Here is a 6,000-nt window from a genome sequence, read left to right as displayed (position 1 = left end):
CGAGTAGCCCGCGCAGCGGGCGTATCGAGATCCGCGGTGTCTCGGGGTGGGTGGGTCTCGATATGCCCCTGCGGGCTACTCGACCAGCGGCAGGGGCCCACGACCCGTGCGACTACCGGATGCCGCTCCGCGCGAAGCCCTGGACGAAGTACCGCTGGAACGCCAGGAACAGCACCACCATCGGCAGCACCGACACCAGGGCCAGCGCCATGCTCGCGCTGTAGTCCGGCGTCGACTGCCCCTTGAGGTACAGCAGTCCGATCGGCAGCGTGAACAGGTCGTTGTCCTTGAGCGCGATCAGCGGCCAGGCGAAGTCGTTCCAGGATCCGAGCAGCGTCAGCAGCACCAGCACCGCGATCAGCGGACGGCTCAGCGGCAGCACCACCTGGAGGAACACGCGCAGCTGACCGGCTCCGTCGATCCGCGCGGCCTCGAGCAGCTCCTCCGGGATCGAGAGGAAGAACTGCCGGGCGAGGAAGATGCCGAACGCCGCGGCGGCCCCCGGCAGGATCACCGACCAGTACGTGCCGTAGATCTCGAGCCCGGCGACCAGCCGGAACTGGGCGACCATGATCGCCTGCACTGGGATCATCATCGTCGCGAGCGCCAGGAGGAACAGGGCGTTGCGGCCGGGGAAGCGCAGTCGCGCGAACGCCCAGCCCGCGGTGAGGTTCACCGCGACGGTGAGCGCCGTCACGAACGCGCCGATGACGACGGAGTTGACGAACCAGTCGCCGACCGGGAAGCGCTCGAACACGGTGGCGAAGTTCTCGAGGCTGAGGGTGCTCGGCCAGAACCGAGGCGGGCCGGGCGCGAAGACCTCGCCGCGGGGCGAGAACGCGATGACGAGCATCCAGTAGAGCGGGAAGAAGACGATCGCCGAGGCGATCACGGCGACGACGATGCGCAGGGCGACGCCGGCGCGGGAGCCGTCCCGACCGCTGCGACGACGGCGGGTCCCGGAGGCAGCGCGGGTCGCATCGACGGCCGGCGCTATCTGGGTGAGGGTCGAGGAGGTCATCGGGGGTCCTATTCGACGAGGTCGCGGGTGCGGCTGGTGCGCCACTGGACGTAGGTGAAGAGGAGCGTGATGAGCAGGATCACGACGCCCAGCGCCGCTCCGTAGCCCTGCTCGCGCACCTGGAAGCCGTTGCGGTAGGCGTAGGTGCCGAGCACCGAGGTCGAGAAGCCCGGTCCGCCGCCGGTCATCACGAAGACGATGTCGAAGACCTGGAACGAGGCGATCACGTTCATGATCAGCAGGAAGAACGTCGACGGGCCGACCAGCGGCACCGTCAGCGCGCGGAACTGCTGCCAGCGCGTCGCTCCGTCGATCCGCGCGGCCTCGTAGAGCTCGGGCGAGACGCTCTGCAGACCGGCGATGTAGATCACCATGTTGAAGCCGATCCGCAGCCAGATCGCGGTGATCATCACCGAGATCATCGCGGGTGCGCCCTCGGACTGCCACGAGACGGGTGAGGCGCCGAGCGAGGTCAGCACCTTGTTCACGATGCCGGAGGACTCGCTGAAGATCGTGACCGCGATCATGCCGGAGGCGACTCCGGAGATGACCAGCGGCAGCACGATGATCGTGCGGTAGACGCCGCGCGCGGGCAGCACCGAGTTGAGCAGCACGGCCAGGCCCAGCCCGCCGATCAGCTCGATCGGCACGGTCACGGCGGTGAACAGCAGCGTGTTGGCGAGGCTCTGCCAGAAGACCGGATCCGCGCCCATCCGCAGGTAGTTCGCGAACCCGACCCACTCGGGCGTGCCGAAGCCGCGCGAGTCCTGGAACGACAGCTGGATCGCCCACAGGATCGGCACGAAGAGGAACAGCGCCATCAGCAGCATGTTCGGTGCCACGAAGCCGTAGCCCGTGAGCGCCTCCCTGGTGCGGGCGGCCGACCGCCGCCGGGCGGGCGCGGGTGCGCCTTCCCGGCGGCGGAGTGCGGCGGTCGTCATCAGCTGGTCGCCTGCCCGATGGCGTCGGAGAGGTCGGTCAGCGTCTCCTCGGTGCTGCGGCCGTTCACGAACGCCTGCTCGAGCTGGTCCTGCATCGCGACCGAGATCTGCGCGAGGAACGGCGAGGTCAGCTGCTGCACGTCGCGCGGCGTGATCGTCGAGGCCTGCTCGACGAAGACGGGCATGACGTCCGGGCGCACCGCGAACTCGATCGACGCGGGGTCGATGTCGGAGCGGGTGGGCAGCTCGTTCGTCGCTGCGCAGAACTCCGACATGTTCTCGGCCTCGGTCATGAAGGTCAGGAACTCGGCGGCGAGCTCGGGGTTCGCGGTGTCGGCGGTGGCGACGAGGGCGTTGCCGCCGAGGTCGGTCGCTCCGCGCTGGTCGACGGGCATCGGAGTCGCGACCCACTCGAAGTCGGCGAGGTCGTCGATGTCGGGCACGAGGAACGAGCCGGCGAAGGCCATCGCGGCGGTCTCCTCCGTGAAGAAGGAATCGGCGTAGGTGGCCGACTTGACCGAGCTGGTCGGGGGCACCCAGTCGTTCTCGAAGAAGCTCTTCGTGAAGTCGAGCGCCTTCGCGCCCTCGGGGGAGTCGATGGCGGGCGTGGTGCCGTCCTCCTCGAGCAGCGCGCCGTCGGCCTCGAACAGCCAGCTCAGCCAGCGCGGGGTGCCGCCGAGCTGCCAGTTGTAGACGAAGGGGTACTGCTCGGCCGGGAGGGAGGCGCGCAGCGTCGTGGCGACGTCGGCGAACTCCTCCCAGGTCCAGGCCTCGTCGAGGGTCGTGGGGACGTCCGTGATGCCTGCGGCGGCGAGCAGCTCGGTGTTCACGAGCAGCGCCGACACGTCGGTCTGGTGCGGGACTCCGTAGGGCACGCCCTCGTACGAGACGGCCTCCCAGAAGGCGGGCGTGAACGCGTCGATCTGCTCCTGGGTGAAGTACTCGCTGATGTCGAGCAGCTGCTCCTGGCTCGAGTAGACGCCGAGGTTGCCGTAGTCGACGCGGAACACGTCGGGCGCCTCGCCCGAGCTCAGCTGCGCGTCGATGTTGCTGAACATCTGGTCGTAGGGGACGACGTTGAGCTGCACGTCGACGCCCTCGTTGGCCGCCTCGAAGTCGGTGATCAGCGACTCGAACGCCGCCTGCTCGGACTCGCTGGCCCAGGTGGTGAAGGTGAGGGAGTCGGCGTCGGATCCGCCGCCGCCCCCTCCTCCGAAGCCGCTGCAGCCGGTGAGGGCGGCGGTGACGGCCAGGACGGTGGCGGTGGGTATCAGGCGTCGTGTCTTCATGGTGTCCTCTGCTGTGGTGTGAAGTGCGGTGTCTGCGGTGTGCGGTGCGTGCGGGTGTGCGGTGTCGGTGCGCGGGTCAGGGGTCGAGCCGGTCGAGCGCGGTCTCGACGAGCGAGACGAGGCCGTGGGGGCCGAGCTGGCCCCCGAGCGACTCGAGCGACTCGCGGGCCTCACCCGGGTCCTCGGAGTCGAGCGCCGCGTGTGCCGTGGCGGCCGCGTCCTCGATCGCGCGAACGCAGCCGAAGCGGGCGATCCGCGAGTCGTCGATCGCGGCCGCTCCGTAGCCCGAGCGGAACGCCCGGCGCTGCTCGTCGCTGATCGGCTGCGAGAAGATCACGCCGAGCTCGATCAGCAGCAGGTCGACCTCGCGCGGGGCCACGGTCGCCTCGTCGAAGTCGATCAGCCAGGGGCGGCCGTCGACGCCGACCACGACGTTGCCCGGATGCGGATCGCCGTGCAGGGGCACGCGCGCGGTCGGCGTGCGCTCGCGCTTGAGGCGCCGCTCCGCCCGGGCGAGAGTCTCGAGGCGCGGTCGGTGGTCGCGCCAGAGCCGGGCGACGGCGTGGTCCGGCGCGGCGTGCATCCGCTCGTCGAGGTCGGCCAGGCGGGCGAGAGGCGGGGCGTCGGCGCGGCGGATCCCACGGCGGACGGGAGCGCCGGCGGGCGGGTCGGAGTCGTGCACGGCGCGCAGCACGACGCCGAGCCCCTCCCACGAGAGGGCATCGGGGCCGGAGTCGACCGCGTCCTCGCCGAGGATCCACGGGGCGACCGAGACGAGCACGCCGTCGTCCTCCGTCCACGGGCGGCCGTCGTCGGCGCGCAGCGGAGCGAGCACGCCCGGCACTCCCGCGTCGGCGAGCGAGGCGGCCAGCGACAGCCCGAAGCGGCCGTCGCGGCGGCTCGCTTTGACGCTCCACAGGGCTCCGGAGTCGTCGACCGCGCACCAGACGCGGGCCCGGTCGTCGAGTCCGCCGGTCACCGGTTCGAGCCGCGCGATCGGCACGCCGAACCGCTGTCGGACCCGGTCGTCCACCGCGGCGTCGAGAATGCTCATCCGTGTCATCGTGACGCCCGAACGGGGCGGAAACACGGACTTGCGGATCGGGCGCGGAGGTGCGCTGGGTCCACGGGCGCTCGGGGGCTCAGTCCGGAGCGACCGCCGCCAGCCACTGGCGCACGAGGGGCGTGACGAGCGCGGGATCCTCGTCGGCGTCGAGCGCGCGGACCGCGCGGTCGGGCGCCCGCCACTGCACGCCGGTGTCGTCGAGGACCGGCGCGACCTCGTCGGCGCGCGCCGCGACTCCGCGGTGCAGCACGACCTCGACGCGGTCGCCCGGCCGCAGGCGCAACGTGACCAGGTGCTCGCCGATCGCGTAGCTCGGCGCGTTCCACTTCACCGACTCGACGAGCCGCGGATCCGCGGACAGCACCGCCTCGCGCACCCGCGTGATCTGCTCCTGGCGCGGGTGCCCCATCGCGGCGACGTGGGCGGAGGCGGCGGCGTCGAATCGGGACATGGAGCCACCGTGGCACGCGATCGGGCGCTGCGGGCGTTCGCAACCGAGGTCAGGGTCCGGGGAAGGGCGCCGGGAGGGCCGCCGCAGCCCTCCGGACCTCGGTTGCGCACTGCGTCGAGCCGCGACTCGGTACGCGGACGCCGCACTCGGCCGGGGACGTGCGCAAGGCTGGAGCAATGCAATTCAGAGTCTTCACCGAACCCCAGGAGGGCGCGAGCTACGAGGATCTCCTCGCCGTCGCCCAGGCGACCGAGGCCCTCGGCTTCGACGGCTTCTTCCGCTCCGACCACTACCTCCGCATGGGCGCGGGCGATCCCGGCCCCGGTCCCTCCGACGCATGGACCTCGCTCGCCGGCCTCGCCCGCGAGACCGAGCGGATCGCGCTCGGCACGCTCGTCTCCTCCGTCACCTACCGCCCGCCGGGGATCCTCGCGATCCAGGTCGCGCAGGTCGACGCGATGTCGGGTGGCCGCGTCGAGCTCGGCCTCGGCACCGGCTGGTTCGAGGAGGAGCACGCCGCCTACGGCATCCCGTTCCCGCCCCGCCGCTTCGACCTGCTCGAGGAGCAGCTCGAGATCGTCACCGGCCTCTGGTCGACCCCGGTCGGCGAGCGCTACTCCTTCGCCGGCGAGCACTACACGCTCACCGATTCGCCGGCGCTGCCGAAGCCGGCGCGACTGCCGGTCCCCGTGATCGTGGGCGGAGGGGGACCCCGGCGCACCCCGCGCCTCGCGGCCCGCTTCGCGAGCGAGTTCAACCTGCCGTTCCCCGAGGTCGACTCGATCCGCGGCTCCTTCGACCGCGTCGACGAGGCGTGCCGTGCGATCGGGCGCGAGCCGTCATCGCTGGTGCACTCCGTCGCGCTGATCGCGGTGGCCGGAGCGTCTGAGGCGGAGTTCGCGCGCCGGGCGGCGGCCGTCGGACGCGAGCCGGCCGAGCTGCGCGAGCACGGCATCGCCGGCGGCGTGCAGGAGGCGGTCGACCGCCTGGAGTCGCTGCGCGCGTCGGGCGTCGAGCGGGTCTACCTGCAGATGATGGACCTGCACGACCTCGAGCACCTCGACCTGTTCGCCCGCGAGATCCTGCCGCGCCTGTCCGCCTGACGCCGCCCTCCCTCCTCCAGAAGTCGCGGTGACCGCTCGCGCTTCCCGCAACTTCTGGAGAGTCGGCGCCGCGGCGGGCTCGACTCCGCGGAAGTCGTCGTACTCGAGCCCCCAGTACGACGACTCCTG

At 71.5% G+C, this 6,000-nt stretch carries 6 protein-coding genes; 1 reads left to right on the top strand and 5 read right to left on the bottom strand.

Annotated features, from left to right (window positions below):
- Positions 1–112: 112 nt before the first annotated feature.
- The 5 genes from ASF46_RS17105 to ASF46_RS17085 form a co-directional block, all read right to left on the bottom strand.
- Positions 113–1,021, bottom strand: a complete 909-nt coding sequence (locus ASF46_RS17105) for a carbohydrate ABC transporter permease (RefSeq protein ID WP_082485639.1) — start codon at positions 1,019–1,021, stop codon at positions 113–115.
- A gap of 8 nt (positions 1,022–1,029) precedes the next feature.
- A complete protein-coding gene (locus ASF46_RS17100; RefSeq protein WP_082485638.1) occupies positions 1,030–1,962 on the bottom strand; it encodes a carbohydrate ABC transporter permease in 933 nt (310 codons plus the stop codon).
- Positions 1,962–3,251 (bottom strand): ABC transporter substrate-binding protein, encoded by a 1,290-nt coding sequence (locus tag ASF46_RS17095; RefSeq protein ID WP_056868755.1) that lies wholly within the window; start codon positions 3,249–3,251, stop codon positions 1,962–1,964. The genes ASF46_RS17100 and ASF46_RS17095 overlap by 1 nt, the downstream gene beginning before the upstream one ends.
- Positions 3,252–3,327: 76 nt before the next feature.
- Positions 3,328–4,305 (bottom strand): aminoglycoside phosphotransferase family protein, encoded by a 978-nt coding sequence (locus ASF46_RS17090; protein ID WP_056868754.1) that lies wholly within the window; start codon positions 4,303–4,305, stop codon positions 3,328–3,330.
- An 88-nt stretch (positions 4,306–4,393) separates the two neighbouring features.
- Positions 4,394–4,768 (bottom strand): DUF1801 domain-containing protein, encoded by a 375-nt coding sequence (locus ASF46_RS17085; RefSeq protein ID WP_056868753.1) that lies wholly within the window; start codon positions 4,766–4,768, stop codon positions 4,394–4,396.
- 176 nt (positions 4,769–4,944) lie between these two features.
- Between ASF46_RS17085 and ASF46_RS17080 the strand changes: the two genes are divergently transcribed.
- Positions 4,945–5,871, top strand: a complete 927-nt coding sequence (locus ASF46_RS17080; RefSeq protein WP_056868752.1) for an LLM class F420-dependent oxidoreductase — start codon at positions 4,945–4,947, stop codon at positions 5,869–5,871.
- The last annotated feature ends 129 nt before the right edge of the window (positions 5,872–6,000 follow it).

It is taken from the genome of Rathayibacter sp. Leaf296 (assembly GCF_001423045.1).
Classification (GTDB): Bacteria; Actinomycetota; Actinomycetes; order Actinomycetales; family Microbacteriaceae; genus Rathayibacter; species Rathayibacter caricis.
This window is presented reverse-complemented; position numbering and strand designations above follow the sequence as displayed.